The sequence below is a fragment of the Clostridium boliviensis genome (assembly GCF_033342255.1).
GTDB classification, from domain to species: Bacteria; Bacillota; Clostridia; order Lachnospirales; family Lachnospiraceae; genus Lacrimispora; species Lacrimispora boliviensis.
The window spans coordinates 39,866-59,398 of the sequence record NZ_JAWONS010000030.1; the positions used below are offsets into that span (position 1 = coordinate 39,866).

The following is a 19,533-nucleotide window of genomic DNA, read 5'->3' on the forward strand; positions in this document are numbered from 1 at the left end:
GATCTTTTTCCGATAACCATCATAATCAGCGGAAAACTGCTGTACTTTTTAGAGGTTAACAAAAACAGGGCAGAAATCCGAACTACAGATTTCTACCCTGTTTTTATGCAGTAAATATAGTATCTATTCTTATTCATTTCTCAAAGATGAATATCCGCATAGTTCAAATAACAATTCCAGTCATATTCATCCATATCATGATTCCCTGTCTTATAATGATGTCCGATCCTTCCCTGATAAAGCGGCTGCTCCGGCAAAGGCTTTTTATCGGTCTCCAGGCCTTCAATCCCAAACAGACGGTACACCAGGTCTGCCTGTACCAGGGACTCAAACTGTCCCTGTGGATCTGCCCATTTATCATAGGTTTTGGAGGAGGTATATACCAGTCTGGGCGCAATCAATCCAACCAGCATATGCTGGTCAAACGGAAGTGTCTCTTCCTTATCTATGTACTTCTGATAATTCTTACAGAACCAGTAAGGAAAACGGGTTACAATATCCTTAATCCTCTCTCCTTTTGCCCCTCTGGAAAGAGCATCTCCGCTGTTTCCTGCACAGCTGCTGACAGCCATGGCAAAACGCTCATCCTGGGCCGTTCCCCAAAGGGCTGTCTTACCGCCTCTGGAATGCCCTACCAGAGCCACTCTTCTTTCATCAATCAGTGGCTCAGTCTCAAAATAATCCATGATTCGGCTTGCAGCCCAGGACCAGGCGGTGATTGCGCCCCACGCATCGTCCGGCCTGTCCGTTACAAACTCAGGAAACAGTCTTGAAAATCCGGTTGTAAAACCTTCCTCATAATCCGGAGAAACCTCCTGGGTGCGAAAGGCTGCACAGGCATATCCCCTGGAAATAATCGTCTCAACCGGATAGAACGGGCTTAAAAAATGCCTGGCAGGATCACTGTCCTTGATTCCCCTGTTACATACGGTCACAAAAGCCGGAACCGGTTTTATGGAACCGACAGGAATGAATACAACGAAACAGAAGCTGAAATGGATTCCCTTTCGGGCTGCCAGAACCTCCACGGTCTTTCGGACTGCCCGCCCTTCCAGGATATCCTCTGACTGCCTGGAATCTGCCACCCGGATATGAAGCTCAACATCACTCATATCCGGAAGTCGTCCGTATTCTTCTCTTCGAAAAAGCTCCAAAAGCTCCGGCCTGCGTTTTGACAGCCATATTTCCCAATCAGTTACCTCTGTTCCATCCATACAGGTCAGGACAGAGGGCAGGTTTCTTTTATTTTCCGGTAATTTCATCCGTTTGTCCTTCTTTCTCACTTACTGTAAAGCTTAATATCGCTGGGTGCATAGCCAAACTGCTTTTTAAATACCTGAAAAAAATAAGAGTAATCACGGTATCCCAGCATATGCGCCACCTCATTCACCCGGTTCTGGGGATTTTTAAGAAGAATTCTGGCATTTTCCATTTTCACCATTGTAACATAATTAACAAATCCAACCCCAGTCTCTTTCTTAAAGCACTTACTGAAATATGAGGTGGAAATTAAAAGCTCCCGGCATATAATCCCCAGAGAAATATTATGATGGATATGCTGGTCAACGTATTCAAGCGCCTCAGAAACTGCTGTTGAATATTCCTGTTTTTTCTGTCTGATAAACCGGATTCTCTCTTCCAGGGTATCCGGAACCTTCTCTGTTTCCAGCCGTTCCTTTTTCCGTAACATACCAGCTGCCTTTTCCAGTGACTGCTCTAACTCCTCCGTCATGACAGGCTTCAGCAGAAAATCACTGGCTCCATACCGGATGGCCCGCTGGGCATACTCAAACTGATTGTAGCCAGATATTATAATAAATTGAATGTCAGGCCTTTGATGTTTGATCTTTTCAATAATATCCAGCCCATTAAATCCTGGCATCTGAATGTCGATGATTACAATATCCGGGTTTTTTTTATGAATCAGTTCCAAACCAGAAATACCATCATAGGCGACTCCGGTTACTTCACAATGAAATGTTTCCCAGCTGGTGGATTTTACGATTGCTGTTACTGCTATCTTATTATCATCTATGACTAATACCGAGTACATAACATTCCCCCTCCCGTAAATTAATACAAAGGAAATTCCAGTCTGACTTCTGTAAAATGATGATATACTGACTCGATCCACACACCGTAATCAGTTCCGTACATCAGCTGTATCCGATCCTTTACATTTTTTATCCCTATCCGTTTATTCGCTTCATTTGTCTCAAATAATGTTCCCAGCTTTTCCGGAGGAATGCCAAGGCCATCATCCCATACTTTAATTACAAACTTCTCATCTTCACTGTAAACAGAAATACGAATCGTGCAAAGCCCAATCTTAGGTTCCATTCCGTGGACCAGCGAATTCTCCACTATGGGCTGCAGGATGCAGCTTGGAACCATCATGTCAAGAAGTGACTCATCTACAGCCCATTCCACTTCCAGTCTGTCCGGATAAATATTCTTATATAGCTCTGTATAATTTTTTATATATTCAATTTCTGCATTTAAACTGCAGGTGCTCCTGCTCCGCTCTATGTTTCTTCTGAAAAAACGGGCCAGCAGACCGATCAGTCTGCTTACCTGGTGATCTCCGTTAATCTGTGCAATTCCATGAATGGACTGGAGAATATTAAACAGAAAATGCGGATTGATCTGAGCCTGCAGCTCATAATATTGAAACTCCAGCAGCTTATATTCATTTTGCTGCTGAATCTCCTTTGCATTTCTGATCTCATCCATGAGAGTCTGAATATGTCCAGCCATCTGACTGATATGATCAGATAAAAGGTCCATCTGGTCTCCCTTGGCAAATGAAGTGGGCTCCAGCTTAAAGTTCCCTCTGGATACCCGCGCAATATTGCTCAGCAGGATCCGGAGATTACTGGCCATATTACCAAACATCAGCCACAAAAAGATAATGATCAGCAGGAAAAGAAACAGTCCGATAAAAGATACAAAATAAAGCAGGTCTGAAAACCGTCTGTTCTTAGCTTTTAAGTCCACCTCATGAGCAATTTTAAGTCTTCCCCTGTTGATCTGGTATTCTGCATATAAATAGCTATCTTTCTCTTCTGCCCGCACTGTACGGGCACTAAAACGATTCCGTTTGCTTGTGGTAAACAAAAGATTGCCGTTCATATCATAAAGCGCAAAATTTCCCACTTTACTGCTGTCTATCTCGGAAAAAATATCTTTCAGAACGGTATTTTTAAGCTCTGCAATCACACAGCCGCTGAATTTCATGGTATTCTCATCAAATAAATACCTCATCACAATGATTCCGTCATCACTGGTACTGCCTGTCCAAATGGTATTGCCCGGACGATGTGACACATATGATTGATTCTTATGAAAGAGCTTCCGTACCGATTCTTCATTTGGTCTGCCCTCTTTCGGTCTGCTGTCCCTGCATGCCAGATATACCGTATCTGCCATATCAACAACAGACACCCAGTTAATGTCATAGTTGGTACTTAATATTTCTTCCAGCTGTTTTCTCACCCTGGGTTTTAAAAACGGATCAGGTTCCTGGCCTGGCCCTGACACAGTACGAAGCAGCGGAGTCAGCCGCTGATTGGTGGCAGTTAATGGAATCGTTCCTTCCATCAGTTCCGTCAGGGAAATATCCACATTCTTGCAAATCTGTTCCGTTAATGTGTCAGACTGATACGTCAGTTCTGTCTTAAACCATTTACATGTAACATGATAAATACATATTAATGCTGCCAGAAATGTCAATCCCAATAATGCTGTCACTGCAATCATTTTAAAATAAAGCGTCTTTCTGAAATGAATGCGTTTCTCTGCTGATTCCATCAATAACCCCCCTGTCTTTTCCCACTATAACAAGTTGGAAAAAGATTGTCAACGCCAGATCAGAGCATTGATTATGACCCTAACCTTTTACTGCACCCTGGGTAATTCCCCCGATAATATATTTTTGCAGTATCAGATATAACGCTAGTATAGGAATTACAGAAAGTATAAACAGCGCAAATGCCAGGCCCAGTTCGATGCTGTTTTCCCCAAAGAAGAAATACTGGGTCAGTGGAATGTTACGTACCTGTTTTTGCTGAAGCAGTGTCAGTGACATCTGAAAATCGTTCCACACATTCAACGCATTTAATACAATGGAGGTCAGAACAATGGGTTTCATCAAAGGAAACACAATCCGGAAGAAAACCGAATACATACCTGCTCCGTCAATGGAAGCAGCTTCCTCTAATTCCTTTGGTATACTTTTTACAAATCCCGAAACCAGAAGCACCGTAAATGCAATCTGAAAGCCGATTTTAGCAAAAACAAATCCATGAAGCGTATTTAAAAGCTTCCATCTTGCCATGTCAATATAGAGCGGAGTCATGATGGACTGAAAGGGAATGATCATGGCACCCACAAAGAGATAGTAAATCAGATTATAAAAACGGTTGTTTTTCCTGGCAATAATATAGGAAGCCATGGTACAGGTCAACGTAATGAATAAAACTGCAAACACAGTAGTAAGAAGGCTGTTTTTCAGTGCCAGGCCGAAATTGGAGGTCTCTATAGCTCTTGTAAAATTGTCCCAGTGTATGGTCTTTGGAAATGCCAGGCGGTCTGTTACCATTTCCTGCTTTGATTTTACAGAATAAATCAGCGCGATATAAAAGGGACTGATCACAAGCAGCGTTATGGCCAGCTTCACAAACATGGACAAATATTTCTGGAATTTCTTACTCATTAAATTTCCACCTCCCTGGCTCTTAAAGTTTTTGAAACCAGCGTACTGACTACAAAAATAGAAATGGTGAATACCACTGCTATCGCCTGGCCGTAGCCTGCCTTAAAATAGGTAAAAAGATTGTTGTAAATTAACATTGCCACCGTTTCCGACGCTCTTCCCGGACCGCCTCCTGTCGCTGCCATGGGATAATCAAATACCTTCATTCCCCATGCAAGCAGAAGAGTAAAATTAGCGGTAACCGCCGGAGCGATCATCGGAAATGTAATTGCCTTGAATTTCTGCCTTGAAGTGGCACCTTCCAGTTCTGCTGCTTCATAATAGTCTTTTGATACTCCCTGAATCGCAGCAATATAAACCACCATGCAGTATCCGGCATCTCTCCATACGGATATGACAGCAAGTCCGATCATTACCCAGGTCGTACTTCCAAGCGGGCTGGCTATGCTTAATTTGTCATAAAACACATCGCTGTAAACGTATCGCCAGATATAGGATGAAAGCACCAGACTTAAGCAGTAAGGCATAAAGATACAGGTTCTTAAAACATTATTTAGTTTTGATTTTTTAGAAATCATCAGGGCAAACAACAAACCGAACAAATTGGAAAAAACCATTGTAACAGCCGTAAACAGCAACGTGTTCTTAACCGCATTCCTTACATTTGCATCCTGAAAGATTCTCAAATAGTTTCGCAGTCCCACATATGCTTTGTTTGGACTCATGCCATCCCATTTCGTAAAAGAAATAGGAAATCCCTGCAGAAACGGATATGCTACAAAGATTGTAAACAAAATCAGTGCAGGTATAATAAAAGTAAACTCCTGAAGCTGTTTTTTCATTTTTCGGTTCATACTGCCTCCAACCTGGGAATAGAAAAGCCAGGGAGTCATATAGCTCCCGCTACACTGCCACCCTGACTTTCTGAATTTATATCATTACTTCAAAATCTACTGTCGAATGGATGCAATCTCATAATCAATGTCCTGAAGTAACTTGGTAACATCACGCTGGCTGTCATCTAATGTGACAAATTCCTGAAGCTTGGTACGGAATGCTGTGTTGTACTCAGATGTATAATCCGGAACCTGACTCTTTGATACAATCATATCATTATCAATATAAGATTTGATTTCCTTAATGAATTCATCGGAATCATCCGTAGACACGTTCACATTGCTGGTCATAAGCTTAGCCGTTTCCATCCAGATCTTTGAGGACTGTTCATTGGCGAAAAAGCTAAGTAATGCCATAACCTCATCCTTATGCTCTGTCTGAGAAGATACAACAAACACATCGTCGATACCAACCCAAAGCTTATTGTCCTCTGGTTTATCAGACCATGGTGTTGGGAACATACCAAACTCACCGTCAGGGCTTGCAGCAATTACATCGCCCATCAGCCATCCGCCGTTCATGTACATCGGTCTCTGACCTGCAGCAAAATTCTGAATTCCCTGTGTCTGGTCAACCGCAGTGTCTCCCGGATCTTTATAAGATGCAAATTTAGAAAACATCTCCAAAGCATCTTTTACTGTTGCGTTATCGGATAACTCTTTTGATCCCTCCTGGGAATCTTTCCAAACTGTCTGGTTGCCTGTGCCTGCAGCCATAGATGTATAGAAGGAATCTAATTCATGGAATACTCCATGAATGAAGTTATATGGATGAATAAACGGTTTAATTCCTTTTTCTTCAAATGTATCCGCAATCTTAAATAACTCTTCTCTGGTCTTTGGTACCTCTACTCCCGCTTCTTCAAACATTTTTTTATTGTAGAAGCATGCCTTTACCTGTGCATCCAGTGGGAATCCGTAAACGCCTCCATCCACCGTACACTCATCTTTCAGCATCGGCAGAACATTTTCCATGCACTCTTCTCCTGAAAGATCCATGAAATATCCGCCGTCAACGAACTCTTTCATCGTCTGCGGTTTTCCGAACATGATATCAGGAGCTTCTCCTGCTGCAATGTAATTTTTATAAGTAGCAATATAGGAAGAAGATGCCACAACCTCCACTTCAACATTAATGCTTGGATATTCTGCTTTAAATGCTTCCAGCATTGCATCCAGTGCATCACGTTTGGACTGCTCTCCCATATAATGTACCAGACGCAGAGTTACAGCATCCCCTCCTGCAGCCTGCTTAGTCTGGCCTTCTGTTTCCTTTTCCTCTGCTTTTGTGGTCTCCTCTGCTGCAGCCTCAGTGGTCTCCTCTTTTTTCCCTGCGGAACACCCAACCACAGACGCAGCCATGAGACCGGCCAGCACGAGAGCAGAAACACGTTTTAAATACGTTTTTTTCATAGTACTTCCTCCTTATAAAAATATCATTTTTGATGTTGCATGATAATTATATTTTAGCAGACGAAAGCGTCAGGTTATATATGAATATTTGGCTGTATTATTATATTTTTTGTCATTTTTCGTAAATGTACCACAAAAAAAGGCAGGTTTTTGTAACCTGCCTGCAAATACCTGTTACTTTCTCGTCAATTGGAAATACCAGCAATGGCTTCTCTTACATTCTCCACTCCAAGCAGCTTAATTCCTTCCATAGGTCCCAGTTTATCCAGAGAAATCTTCGGCAGAATGCAGGTATGAAAACCCAGTTTCTTTGCCTCATTCACTCTCTGCTGCGCCATGGATACCGCTCTCACTTCTCCTGATAATCCCACCTCTCCAAATATGATCGTTTTGGAATCAATGGCCCGGTCCTTCATACTTGAAACAATTGCCATGAGTATAGCCAGATCCAGTGCCGGTTCATTCATACGAAGACCCCCGGTGATATTCACATATGCATCAAAATGAGACAGATCATAATGTCCTCTCTTCTCCAGAACTGCCATCAGTAGATTCACACGGTTGTAATCCGTCCCTGCTGCCGTACGCCTCGGCATACCAAAGGCAGTAGGAGTAATGAGTGCCTGCACCTCAATCAGCAAGGGTCTGGTTCCCTCCATTAAACAGGCAACCACCGCTCCTGACGCATCCTCAGGTCTTCCGCTGAGCATAAATTCAGAAGGATTCTTCACCTCTGCCAGTCCGCTTTCTATCATTTCAAACACACCGATCTCATTGGTGGAACCAAACCGGTTCTTTACTCCCCGGATGATCCGGTAGGAAGCACTTCTCTCCCCTTCAAAATATAAAACCGTATCCACCATATGTTCCAGGACTCTGGGACCGGCAACAACGCCTTCCTTCGTTACATGTCCTACGATAAAGATGGCAATTCCTTTCCCCTTTGCAATCTGCATAAGCAGGTTCGTGGATTCCCTCACCTGGCTTACACTGCCTGGTGCTGATGAAATCTCTTCCCTGAACATGGTCTGAATGGAATCTATAATCACAACATCCGGTTTTTCCTCCTGAATGGCAGCTTCGATAAGATCCAGACTGGTCTCGCATAAAAACAGCAGTTCTCCTCTTACTTTTCCGATACGGTTTGCCCGCAGTTTAATCTGCTTTAAAGATTCTTCTCCTGATATGTATAGTACTTTTTTCTCTGATAACGCCAGATTCCTGCATACCTGCAAAAGAAGGGTGGATTTCCCGATACCCGGATCACCTCCAACCAGGATTAAAGAGCCTCTCACCACACCTCCTCCTAAAACCCGGTCCAGTTCCTCGTACCCTGTCTTCATACGATCCTGCTCATCAAGCTGAATCTCCGAAAGTCTGGCAGGCTTTATCGCCTCGCCTCTCCCGCCTTCAGCCCTGATCCTTGACATGCCCCGTTTGCCTGCTGCTTCTGATTTTGCTGTCGGTTCCTCCACAAATGTATTCCATTCATGGCAGCCCGGACACTGTCCCAGCCACTTTGCAGATTCATAACCGCATTCTTTGCAAAAAAATGCGGTTGATTTTCCTTTTGCCATTGGTCCCTCCTCGCCATAGAAAAAAGTCCGGGTCCCATTCTCTTTTAAAAAAAGAGCCGGACCCGGACTGAAGTTTCATTACTTTCTGCAGATTTTTACCTTCACTGGTGTTCCTTCGTTCAGTTCCACACTGGCTGACAGCTTCCCGCTCATATTGGTTCTCATGCCGCCAGCTGCTGCGCCGTCCACAAAGACTTCATATTCCGTGTCTTCTGCCAGCTGAACTGTCAGCTGAGCGTCCTTATCGCCTTCCACTTCAAATTCTACTCCATTATCTGATACTGCAAACATCTCCACTGCAGTACCTGGCACGGATTCGTATACAAACATGCCGTTTCGTTCCAGCTTGGTTATCTCATAAAATGTCTTAACTTTATATAAATCACCATCGTGCTCAAAATCCTGTAATTTTGACTTTGTTCCTAATTTGTAATTACCAAAGCTGATTGTACCGTTCTTTTCTGTGCGGATTAATTCTTCAATTACCGGCATTGGTTTGCCCTCCTAGTATTTTCTTTACTTATCCCTGTTGGCGATAAAAAGATCCTTTCGCTTGTAATTATTATACACGAACTGCGGAGAAATGGCTAGCTGTTTATCAGTTCTCTGACAGAAAATTTCAAACCTTCTTCTCCTGCTGTAATCATAACTGTGTCGCCTGTCTTTACCGCTCCGGAAAGGATTTCTTCTGCAAGCTTATCTTCCAAGCTGCTTTGAATGGTACGCCGCAGGGGTCTTGCACCGTATTTTTCATCATAGCCCTTCTGAATCAGATAGTCCTTCGCTGCCTCGTCAATCTCAATTGTGATACTCATCTGATCCGATGTACGTTTCGTAATATCCTTCATCATGATGGTTACAATATCCTTCATATGCGTCTTATTGAGCGGATGGAACACAATGATCTCATCAATTCTGTTAATAAACTCCGGTTTAAAAAGCTTCTTGACTTCTTCCATAACACGGTCCTTCATTAGCTTATAATCCGCTTTTTCATCAGCAACAGCGCCAAATCCCAGGCGTTTCGGTGAAATGATGTTTTCAGCTCCTGCATTAGAAGTCATGATAATTATGGTATTCTTAAAATCAATCTTTCTTCCCTGGGCATCTGTAATATGACCATCATCAAGAACCTGAAGTAAAATATTGAACACATCAGGATGGGCCTTTTCAATCTCATCAAAAAGAATTACGGAGTAAGGATTTCTTCTGACCTTCTCACTTAACTGACCGCCTTCATCATAGCCTACATATCCTGGCGGAGAACCAATAATTTTGGATACACTGTGCTTCTCCATATATTCAGACATATCTACACGGATCAGCGCGCTGTCCATGCCAAACATTGCTTCTGCAAGGGCTTTGGACAGTTCCGTCTTTCCCACTCCGGTAGGTCCCAGAAACAGGAACGAACCGATAGGACGTCTGGGATCCTTTAATCCTACTCTTCCTCTTCGTATGGCTTTTGCTACGGCAGTGACAGCTTCTTCCTGACCAATCACCCGTTCATGAAGTATGGATTCCAAGTTTCTGAGGCGCTCACTTTCACCCTCTTCTAACTTCTTTACCGGAATTTTCGTCCAGGTTGATACAACATCTGCGATCTCTCCTTCGTCAACGACAGGTGTTCTGGAGGTCTTTTCTTTCTGCCATTTATCACGGATCTTTTCTATCTTTTCCCGTTTTTTCTCCTGCCTCTTTTTTATAGTTCCTGCCTTCTCATAGGCTTCTGCCTTAATGGCAGCTTCCTTCTGATCTTCCAGCACCTCGATCTCTGCTTCCAATACCTTGATTTCCGGCGGCTCTGTAAATGTAGCAAGGCGGACCTTAGAGGAGGCCTCATCAATAACATCGATGGCTTTATCAGGAAGGAAACGGTCGTTGATATAACGGGCAGATAATTTCACAGCTGCCATAATCGCATCATCGGTAATCGTTACCTTATGATGATCCTCATATCTGACTTTTAAACCTCTTAATATACCAACCGCTGCATCTTCCGAAGGTTCTTCCACTTTCACAGGCTGAAAACGCCGTTCCAGAGCGGAATCCTTTTCAATATATTTGCGGTATTCCTCTATGGTGGTTGCACCGATTAACTGCAGTTCCCCCCTGGCTAAGGATGGCTTTAAGATATTAGATGCATCAATCGCCCCTTCTGCACCTCCGGCTCCGATTATGGTGTGAATCTCATCGATAAACAGAAGTACCTCTCCATCATCTATCACTTCTGCAATTACTTTTTTAATTCGTTCCTCAAATTCTCCCCGGTATTTGGAACCTGCCACCATGCCTGATAAATCCAGAGTCAGAAGCCGTTTCCCTGCAATTGTCTCCGGTACTTCACCTGATGCGATCATCTGAGCAAGTCCTTCCACAACTGCCGTCTTTCCAACACCAGGTTCCCCGATGAGACATGGATTATTCTTTGTTCTGCGGCTTAAGATCTGAATGAGGCGTGTAATCTCAGCCTCTCTTCCGATTACAGGATCCAGCTTTCCATTTTCAGCCAGTTCTGTTAAATCACGGCTGTAGCTGTCCAGAGTCGGTGTACTTCCTTTCCCTTTGGAAGACTTCATCAGTTCTTCCTTATTGGCAGGTGCATCCTCTCCCATGGCAGCCAGAACGTCAATATACAGCTTCTGAACGCTGATGCCGATGGTATTAAGCAGCCTTGAGGCAACGCAGTCATTGTCCCTGATAATAGAAATAAGCAGGTGTTCCGTACCGATTAAATTGGCTTTAAAACGAACTGCTTCCCTGTAACTGTTTTCCAGTACTCTCCTGGCACCTGGCGTATAACCGCCATCTTCTCTCATTCTTACAGCCTGGTCCGGTGCAATCAGCTGGCTGATCAGACCGAGGACCTTATCTTCCCTGACACCATTTTCAATCAGTACTCTGGCTGCTACACCGCTGCCTTCCTCTAACAGTCCTAAAAGCAGATGCTCTGTTCCCACATAACTGTGTCCAAGCCGGCCTGCTGCCTGCTCTGCCAGATTAATGGCCGTTCTGGCCTTTGTCGTAAATCTGTCTATCATAAATGCATTCCTCCTGTCAATTTAATTCCGGCAGCTTCTCCCGGATGAACTCCGCCCTGGCCATGTCCAATTCCTCTTTGTTCAGAGGACGATCGGATATTTTCTGCAGATTTGCCGGCCAGATGCCTAACATCAGGCGGTAAACGTTGAACTCTTCCTTTGTATGAATCAGACCGTCTTCCAGTCCTGCCATCATCTGTGACAAAAATATCATTGCATCTCTGGAAGTCAGCCTTCTGGCATATTTCAGCACACCATAGGACTTATAAATCTCATCCTCCCGTTCAATTTTCCGTCGCTGCAGGGATAGCTTTCTTACCTGCATCTCCTGATTGGCCAGCTGTATGGCTGCCTTTGTAACAGTATCAACAATCTCCCGCTCGGTCTGTCCCAGTGTCTTTTGGTTGGAAACCTCATAAAGAGCGCCGAAATTCTCTTCTCCTTCTCCATAAACACCACGTACAGCAGCTCCGAACCGTCCCATCTCTCCAATCAGGCTTGAAAACTTCCGTCCCTGGGATAACATGGGAAGATGTACCACAACCGATGCCCTGAGTCCGGTTCCTACATTCGTAGGAAATGCCGTTAAGTAGCCGTACCGGTCATCAAATGCATATGGAAAACGTTCATTCATATAATCATCAATCCGATTCGCCTGCTCCCAGAGTTCATCCAGATGCAGACCGGTTTTTAACACCTGGATCCGGATATGATCATCTCCGTTAAAGACAATCCCTGTATCCTCATTGTCTGACAGCAAAAATCCCACAGGTGACTGCTTTGCAGCAATGGAACTGTTTAATACTCTTCGTTCCTTTAATGCCACCCTGTCCAGTTCGTTTAAGTCTTCCAGCATGGAAAAAGACAGCGGCTTTCCAATCTCTTCATTTAAATCCTTTAAACCGAACTCCAGGCGGTGAATCATCTCGCTGCTGTCCTTCTCATCCAGTTTAGAGGGAAATTTATATTCCTTCCAGTTTCTGACCAGACGAATCCGGCTGCTGACTACTCCGCACCGGCTGTTGTCAGTCTGTTCAAACCATTTAAGCATCGCTTTCATTCCCCTCCCTGAGTTCTTTGATCCGATCTCTGCAAACAGCTGCCGTCTCATAATCCTCAAATCGGAGCGCTTCCTTTAGTTTCGCATCCCATTCAGAAATCTCATCAGATGCGGTACTTAATTCTTCCTCAGCGCTCTGGTTAATCTGATCCATTTTTTGATAAACAGGTGTTTTACCTGTGTGAATAAGATTTCCCTGCAGCTGCTTAATGCTGTCCTCCATCAGAGGACCAAACACGCTATAGCAGTCTGCACAGCCGAACCGGCTGTCCTTCACAAACTCACTGTAACTGGTACCGCAGGATGGACAGGCAATCTGTGATAGCTTATCAGGTCCTTTTTCACTATCTTCTATGCCTAAAAGACCTGACAGCAGCTTACCAAGGGGAAATTCCCCGTCAAAAATAGCTGCATATACACCAAAATCCATCTCCTTTGCACATTGGGCACAAAAATGGTGTTCTTTCTTTACACCATTCACCACTTCCGTATATTGAATATTTGCTTCGCGAATCTTACATTTCTCGCATAACATATAGAACCTCCAATCCTGGGAATCACTGCTATCTCTGGCTTTTCATAAAAGACTGAAAGATCTCGTCAACCAGCTGGTGAACCTCATCACACGAAATATTTTTACAGATGCCTCTTGCTAATACAACACTTAAATCCCTGCGCATTTCATCAAGAACCTGCATTTTATCTACATCAAGGGAAACAACCGCTCCTTTCCGGCGGTCCAGTTTCACAAATCCCTCCTGTTTGAGTACAGAGTACGCCTTATTTACCGTATGCATATTAATGCCTATGTTATCGGCCATCTGGCGCACGGAAGGCAAGGGGTCTCCTTCTCTTATACTTTCCGTGGCGATTCCTATGATTATCTGGTTCCGAAGCTGAATGTAAATCGCTTCATCACTGTTAAAATCAATCTGCAATATCATCTTTTCACCATCTTTCGTTATATCTGTTATACACATAATAGCACACGATAATTCATTTTTCAATATATATTATATGCCAAATCTTAAAATGCAGTTTAAAAATGGCAATATTCTTTTTCTTTTAGATAACCATTATAACAAACCAATTTACGCTTTTCAATAGCAGGGGCCTGAATCAAAAATGCTGCTTCATCGCAAAATTGCAATGAAGCAGCACCAAATCTCCCCTTTGTTGCTTTAAATTTAATTTTTAAAATTCTAACGAATCACTGTCTTTGTACATTTGTTCAGAATCTTTTCAGGAATATCCTGCCCAATTCCAGGACGATCAGATATTGTGATATAACCATTAACCGGCTGGTCCTCATAAATTCCCAGGCTTCTGGTAAAATCAGTCAGATTACCGACATGATGTTCATGAATGCAAAAATTAGGAATAACCGCTTCTATCTGAAGTGCAGCAGCGTTAGAAACAGGTCCTCCGCATACATGAGGCTGAACTAACACATCATAAATCTGAGCCATATCACATATTTTCTTTGCTTCGGATATTCCTCCGCAGTTAGCTACATCAGGCTGTATTACGTCCAAAGCTCTGCTCTGTATAAATGGAAGAAATCCATATCTGGAGTAAATACGCTCTCCCGCAGCCAGAGGAATTCTGGTTTTTTCTTTTAAGAGTGACATTAACTGCGGATTTAACGGGCCGCACGGCTCTTCCATATAAAAAATATTCAGTTCTTCAACAAGCTTGCTGATTTGTAACGCTGCGTTAATGTCTGTCTTTGCGTGAAGTTCCAAAATGATATCCATTTGATCGCCGACAGCTTCTCTGATCGCCACTAACCGGTCTTTACACAGATTCAGCTTCTCCCCTGCCAGTAATCCATCATTCCGGTAATTTTTCTTTCCATTCTCATCCCTTTGTAATGGATCGATTTTGAGAGCAGTATAACCATCAGCTTTCGCTTTTGCGGCAGCTTCTCCATACGCTTTCACTCCTCCTAACGGATGGGAGTTTTTATCCCAGTCAAATTGAATCTGGCTGGCATATGCCCTTACTTTATCACGGACCTTTCCGCCTAATAACTCGTAAACCGGTGCTCCTAAAAACTTTCCTTTTATATCCCAAAGCGCAATATCAATCGCACTTATGGCGGAAAAAATCACGGTACCTCCGCCCAGGCCCCAAAAGGTTTCTTTATGAAGCTGATTCCAGATTTTTTCTATCTGCATGGGATTTTGTCCAATGATTAATTTAGCAAAATCCTGGATCTGCCCTATCGCACCCATTTTGGAATTTCCATAGGCTAACCCGGCTTCTCCTAATCCGTAAATTCCTTCATCCGTATTGATCCTTATAAATATCGGTTCATTTGGAGCACTTTTGTCAAAATCTGCGCAAAACACTTCCACATTCGTAATTTTCATTGAAATCCCCCTTTAATTCTTTATTTGCAGCAATTCATCATTAACGGATAATTCCCCTTTACCGGTCACTGTTATATCCTCATTCGTTGAATTCAATACCAGAACAATAATACTGGTATCATATCCATTTTCTTTTACTAAATTTAAATCAACATCAACAAGACGATCACCTGGGCGAACCATAGCTCCTTTTTCCACATAGGATTTAAATCCTTTTCCTTCCATCTTTACAGTATCAATCCCGATATGAATCAGGACATCCCTGCCGTTTTTGGTTGTTATTCCTATTGCATGTCCAGTTGGGTAAATCATTGAAATCTGACCTTCAACGGGAGAATAAACGGTTCCTTCCATCGGCAGAACTGCAACTCCGCTTCCTAATGCGCCTGATGAAAATGCCTCATCCTTTACTTCTTCAAGAGGTATTACGGTTCCACGGGCTACACTTTTTAAGATTTCACCTGTTTTACTGCTGTTTGGAACCACTATTTGTTCTTCACGATCCACTTTTACAAATATAGAGGTCAGAACAAAGGAAAGTACTAAAGCAATTGTTGCAGTAATTACTGCATGAATAAGGTTTTGAGGATTATCACCAATAAATACAGGTAAAGATAAAAATCCGGCAGATGCAATCGCATATCTTACTAATCCTGTAATACCTGCATAAAATCCTGCAATTCCACCTGAAATCATTACACAGGCTAAGGTTTTCTTATATTTTAATGTAACACCATACAATGCAGGCTCCGTAATTCCTGATAATGCAGTAATACCAGCTGATATTGCAACTTCCCGTTTCTCCAGTTTCTTTTCTTTTAAAGCAATTGCCAATGCTGCTCCGCCCTGTGCAACGTTGCTTCCCAGCATTCCCGGACCCATCAGTGTCTCATAACCTAATTGGGAAACAGACAGAACGGCAAATGGTGTGATTGATAAATGCATGCCTACCATAACAAGAAGAGGAGAGAAAATACCCATTAAAGTTGGTACAGCCCAAGGAATATTTTCATTAATATTCTTAATAATGAAATAAATTCCATCTCCCATATAAGCGCCGATTGGTCCAATTACAATCAATGCAACAGGGGCTGTTATAATTAATAGCAGCATAGGCCTTAACATAGTCTTTATCATTTTGGGCGTGAATTTCTCTACAACTTTTTCCACATAACTCATAAACCATACAGTCAGAATAATCGGGATTACACTGGCCCCATACTTTACGGAATGTACAGGTAAATTAAACAAAGAAATTTTATCACCATCTGCTACTAATTTCAAAAAATTCGGATGAAGCATGACACCGGCAATTACCATTGCCATATAGCTGTTTGTCTGAAATTTCTTCGCAGCACTGTTAGCGATATAAAACGGCAGGAAATAAAATGGTGCATCGGATATCAGTGATAAAATTTTATAACTTTGTGTATCATTGCTCATACCCAGAATTACTAATACGGCAAGTATCACCTTTACCATACCACCTGCGATAATGATGGGCAGAATTGGTGCCATAATACCAACAATTGTATTTAAAACAGCTTTTAAAACGTTTGATACGCTAAACGGTGTTTTTGAGTTTCCTCCACCCTTATTCTTCCCAATACCCTGGGCCTGTAAATCATTGTAAAACTTATCCACTTCCGCTCCGATAATTAATTGGGACTCATCACCGGACTGTACTGTGTTAATAACACCAGGTATCTTTTTCAATTCCTCTGTGTTAAATTTCCCTTTATCAATTAAATTAAATCTTAATCGCGTCATGCAGTGATACATATCACCGATATTCTCCACTCCACCAACATGTTTGATAATTAAATTAGTAATCTCTCTCTGATTCATACCGGATCCTCTCCTATACATCAATATTTAATTATAATTAGTAACCCCTGGATCAAGCAAAAGCAATCAATAGCCATTCTTCATTAAATCCAATACTACAGGATCTTTAGACTCTACCCCCAACTTCTTTAACTCAGCTATTTTTTCTTTGAACTGCGGAAGATATTTTTCATGTGCTACCAGCAATTCATCTAACACCAGTCTGGCTTCACCTCCCTTTTGTATTAACGGATTTATGGTAAATGCCTGTAAAGCCATACCATAATCACCCGATAATGCCGCACTGATTGTACATTCTTCCATTGCTTTCATAACCTGAAGATGCCCTCTTTCAAATGATCCCATGTCTCCCCATGCCATAGGTGTGGCTCCTCTTGCGGAAATTAAACAGGATACTTCTACAATTGAATCTGTATCCAGACAGGGGATTGCTCCCTGATTCTGGGTACTTACCACCATATGAATTCCTTTATTATTGTAGATTGCATTAATACATTCACAGGCAGCCTCGCTATAATAAGCACCTCCACGTTTTTGAAGCTCCTCCGGCTTTTTATTTAAGTCAGGATTTTTATATATTTCAAAGAGGGAAGCCTCCACTGCCTTCATCTGTTCCGCCCGGGTTCCGCCTTTTTTGAATTCTTCTATACTATGTTCAAGCATCTCTTTTCCAAGATAATAGTAACGATGATATCCACATGGCAGCAAATTCATTGAATGCAACAATTCTAACGGAAATTCAGCCTGATAAATATTGGCCGGTGTTCCGCCGTTCTTTTCGTTGATGTGGTCGATTAACTGTCCGGTTACTTCATTGCCATTTTTATCAAATACTCTGTGCCAATGGAAATGGTTCAGCCCTGCAAATTGGTAGTTTAAATCTGATGTCTGTTTTCCTATTACCTTTGGCTCATTCATCATAGAAATCACAGGTACATTACACAATCCGATGCACTTCTTCCATCCAAAATGCTTGATGACCGCTTCTGTAATAATTCCGCTGGGATTCGTAAAATTAATCAGCCATGCTTCCGGACACAATTCCTTCATTTCCTCAATAATATCTCTCATTACCGGAATTGTCCTAAATGCCTTGAACATTCCGCCGGCTCCATTAGTTTCTTGTCCCAGCATCCCATGAAGCAGCGGGATTCTTTCATCTTTAATTCTTGCATCCAACAATCCCACCCTAAACTGTGTTGTTACAAAATCAGCTCCTTTTAAAGCATCTCTCCGATTTAAAGTTGTTATAACCTTTACCGGGTATGGTGTGGCATCCCACATACGCTTGGCTAATTGCCCAACTATTTCAAGCTTTTCTTTTCCATCTTCAATATCTACTAACCAGATTTCACTTATAGGCAATTCTTTATACCTTTTAATAAAACCTTCCATTAATTCAGGTGTATAACTGCTTCCGCCTCCGATTGTTACTATTTTAATAGATTTATTCATTACGTACCTCCTGTAAACTTAGCAACTGATTAATTATGATTTATTTGTATCTTATCTGCTTTCTATTATTTATTCAATATAAGCAGGCCTTTCAGGCTCTTTTTTCCAAAAAAACAACGATTTAATTGATTTTTATGAAACTTTTTGATACTTTTATTTATTTCTTCACCTATGGTATAATTAACTTGTACAATGGAACGATAGATCAGTACACATAATTAGCAAAAATTAGATAAATAGAAAGGGTGAATAAGACCATGCTTCTAGAAAATACTATAAAACTATGTGATTCATTGACTCCTGTTGAGAATGATATTGTAAAATATATTTTGGCAAACAAGAATTTAGTTGTGGAAATGACCATACAGCAGCTTTCCATTAACATTTCTGTTTCCAAATCAGCGGTTCACAGATTATGCCGGAAATTGGGATTAAAGGGTTTTAATGAATTGAAAGTAAAACTGGCTCAGGATTTAGCAGATATCGAGAAAGGCCAGGAAGTGATTGACGTCAACTATCCGTTTGAACAGCATGACAGCCCAAATATGATTGCAAGTAAACTGATGAAATTATATGAAACCACAGTACGTGATACATTCAATTATATAGATGCTTTAGAATTGGAAAAGATCTCAACATTGCTTTATAATGCTGAGGTAATTGATATCTATACACATGCGCACAATTTAAACCCGGCAGAGAGTTTTCTCGATAAAATGCTGACAATCGGAAGAACTGTAAACTGTCCCAGCTCCTTCTATAAGCAGCGTATGACTGTATTATCCTCAACAAAAACTCATGTTGCCATGGTTCTTTCCTATTCTGGAAAAGCCTCTTTTATTTTTCCAATACTAAAAGAGCTTTACGTAAGAAAAATTCCTGTTGTCTTTATCGGAAAAGCGGGGAGCAATTTATACCCTAATTATGTAACCTACCACCTTCCTATCAGCGATAAAGAAAATTTGCAGGACAGAATATCCCAGTTTAGTTCTCATATAGCATTGCAATATATGTTGGATGTTTTGTTTGGCTGCATTTATAACAAAGATAGGATAAGAAACATCAGATATCTTCATGAATCGATCAGTTTTATGGATGACAGGATTTAGTAAGAAAATGAATATATCTTTTTTAAAAATAAAACGAAAGCGCCT

At 41.9% G+C, this 19,533-nt stretch carries 16 protein-coding genes; 1 reads left to right on the top strand and 15 read right to left on the bottom strand.

Going from position 1 to position 19,533, the window contains the following annotated elements; translation table 11 throughout:
• Positions 1 to 140 precede the first annotated feature (140 nt).
• The 15 genes from RZO55_RS01640 to RZO55_RS01710 all read right to left on the bottom strand — a co-directional run bounded on the left by RZO55_RS01640 (position 141) and on the right by RZO55_RS01710 (position 18,379).
• Positions 141 to 1,262 carry a glucuronyl esterase domain-containing protein gene (locus RZO55_RS01640; RefSeq protein ID WP_318062561.1) on the bottom strand — a complete coding sequence of 374 codons (1,122 nt, stop codon included), beginning with the start codon at positions 1,260 to 1,262 and terminating at the stop codon, positions 141 to 143.
• 17 nt (positions 1,263 to 1,279) lie between these two features.
• Entirely contained in the window at positions 1,280 to 2,053 is a 774-nt protein-coding gene (locus RZO55_RS01645; RefSeq protein WP_318062562.1) for a response regulator transcription factor, read from the bottom strand.
• Positions 2,054 to 2,073: 20 nt separating this feature from the next.
• A complete protein-coding gene (locus RZO55_RS01650; protein WP_318062563.1) occupies positions 2,074 to 3,810 on the bottom strand; it encodes a sensor histidine kinase in 1,737 nt (578 codons plus the stop codon).
• A 79-nt stretch (positions 3,811 to 3,889) separates the two neighbouring features.
• A complete protein-coding gene (locus tag RZO55_RS01655) occupies positions 3,890 to 4,714 on the bottom strand; it encodes a carbohydrate ABC transporter permease (RefSeq protein ID WP_318062564.1) in 825 nt (274 codons plus the stop codon).
• Entirely contained in the window at positions 4,714 to 5,568 is an 855-nt protein-coding gene (locus tag RZO55_RS01660) for a carbohydrate ABC transporter permease (protein WP_318062565.1), read from the bottom strand. Before RZO55_RS01660 ends, RZO55_RS01655 begins: the two co-directional genes overlap by 1 nt.
• A 96-nt stretch (positions 5,569 to 5,664) precedes the next feature.
• Positions 5,665 to 7,023, bottom strand: a complete 1,359-nt coding sequence (locus RZO55_RS01665) for an ABC transporter substrate-binding protein (RefSeq protein WP_318062566.1) — start codon at positions 7,021 to 7,023, stop codon at positions 5,665 to 5,667.
• A gap of 185 nt (positions 7,024 to 7,208) precedes the next feature.
• Entirely contained in the window at positions 7,209 to 8,600 is a 1,392-nt protein-coding gene (gene radA / locus RZO55_RS01670; protein ID WP_318062567.1) for a DNA repair protein RadA, read from the bottom strand.
• Positions 8,601 to 8,678: 78 nt separating this feature from the next.
• Positions 8,679 to 9,092: an endosialidase gene (locus tag RZO55_RS01675; RefSeq protein ID WP_097003634.1), complete on the bottom strand. Its 414-nt coding sequence runs from the start codon at positions 9,090 to 9,092 to the stop codon at positions 8,679 to 8,681.
• A gap of 95 nt (positions 9,093 to 9,187) precedes the next feature.
• Positions 9,188 to 11,641: an ATP-dependent Clp protease ATP-binding subunit gene (locus RZO55_RS01680; protein WP_318062568.1), complete on the bottom strand. Its 2,454-nt coding sequence runs from the start codon at positions 11,639 to 11,641 to the stop codon at positions 9,188 to 9,190.
• Positions 11,642 to 11,657: 16 nt separating this feature from the next.
• Positions 11,658 to 12,701, bottom strand: a complete 1,044-nt coding sequence (locus tag RZO55_RS01685) for an ATP--guanido phosphotransferase (protein ID WP_336624242.1) — start codon at positions 12,699 to 12,701, stop codon at positions 11,658 to 11,660.
• The gene (locus RZO55_RS01690) at positions 12,685 to 13,236 is read right to left on the bottom strand and encodes a UvrB/UvrC motif-containing protein (protein WP_318062569.1); all 552 of its coding nucleotides are present in this window, start codon (positions 13,234 to 13,236) and stop codon (positions 12,685 to 12,687) included. Before RZO55_RS01690 ends, RZO55_RS01685 begins: the two co-directional genes overlap by 17 nt.
• A gap of 28 nt (positions 13,237 to 13,264) precedes the next feature.
• Entirely contained in the window at positions 13,265 to 13,645 is a 381-nt protein-coding gene (locus tag RZO55_RS01695) for a GntR family transcriptional regulator (RefSeq protein ID WP_318062651.1), read from the bottom strand.
• Positions 13,646 to 13,903: 258 nt separating this feature from the next.
• Positions 13,904 to 15,076 (bottom strand): mandelate racemase/muconate lactonizing enzyme family protein, encoded by a 1,173-nt coding sequence (locus RZO55_RS01700; protein ID WP_318062570.1) that lies wholly within the window; start codon positions 15,074 to 15,076, stop codon positions 13,904 to 13,906.
• Between the two features lie 12 nt (positions 15,077 to 15,088).
• Entirely contained in the window at positions 15,089 to 16,924 is a 1,836-nt protein-coding gene (locus RZO55_RS01705) for a beta-glucoside-specific PTS transporter subunit IIABC (protein WP_318062571.1), read from the bottom strand.
• 66 nt (positions 16,925 to 16,990) lie between these two features.
• Positions 16,991 to 18,379 (bottom strand): 6-phospho-beta-glucosidase, encoded by a 1,389-nt coding sequence (locus tag RZO55_RS01710; protein ID WP_318062572.1) that lies wholly within the window; start codon positions 18,377 to 18,379, stop codon positions 16,991 to 16,993.
• 257 nt (positions 18,380 to 18,636) lie between these two features.
• Between RZO55_RS01710 and RZO55_RS01715 the strand changes: the two genes are divergently transcribed.
• Positions 18,637 to 19,488: a MurR/RpiR family transcriptional regulator gene (locus tag RZO55_RS01715; protein WP_318062573.1), complete on the top strand. Its 852-nt coding sequence runs from the start codon at positions 18,637 to 18,639 to the stop codon at positions 19,486 to 19,488.
• Positions 19,489 to 19,533: the final 45 nt, after the last annotated feature.